This is a genomic window from Aeromicrobium sp. PFPM2_SD2 (assembly GCF_057364525.1).
Genome location: NZ_JBNFNZ010000767.1, coordinates 1 through 639, shown reverse-complemented (window position 1 = coordinate 639; position 639 = coordinate 1). Strand labels below are relative to the sequence as shown.

Sequence of the window (639 nt, the reverse complement as noted above, 5' to 3'; positions counted from 1 at the left end):
CGCGGGCGCGGCAGCGGGCGCGGCCGAGACCTGCACCGGCGGCGGGGGCCACAGCGTGTCGCCCTCGTGCACGACCGTGATCGAGCGCTGCACGACGTCCTCGAGGTCGAGCACGAGGCGGCCGTCCTTCTCGGGCGTGAGCAGCTTGAGCAGGTTCACCAGGTTCGTGCCGTACAGCTGCGAGGCCTGCGCGGGCAGGCGACCGGCCAGGTCGGTGTAGCCCAGGATGGTCACGCCGTTCGGGGTGACCACCTTCTCGCCGGGGACGCTGCCCTCGACGTTGCCGCCCTGGGCGGCGGCCATGTCGACGACGACGCTGCCGGGCTTCATGCTGGCCACGTCGGCGGCGGTCAGCAGGCGCGGCGCGGGGCGTCCGGGGATCAGCGCCGTCGTGATGACGATGTCGACCTCCTTCGCCTGCTCGGAGTAGATCTCCGCGGCGCGCCGGTCGTAGGCCTCGCTCGTGGCCTTGGCGTAGCCGTCGCTGCTCTCCATCTGCTCCTCGACCTCCACGGCGAGGTACTCGCCGCCGATCGAGCGCACCTGGTCGGCGACCTCCGGACGCGGGTCGGTGGCCCCGCACCACGGCGCCGAGGCTGCTGGCGGCGCCGATCGCGGGCCAAACCCCGGCGACGCCGG

At 73.9% G+C, this 639-nt stretch carries 1 pseudogene; it reads right to left on the bottom strand.

The features are described from left to right. Nucleotides 1–639 (bottom strand): annotated as a pseudogene (locus AC2W7G_RS17985) (Re/Si-specific NAD(P)(+) transhydrogenase subunit alpha); the annotation flags it as partial.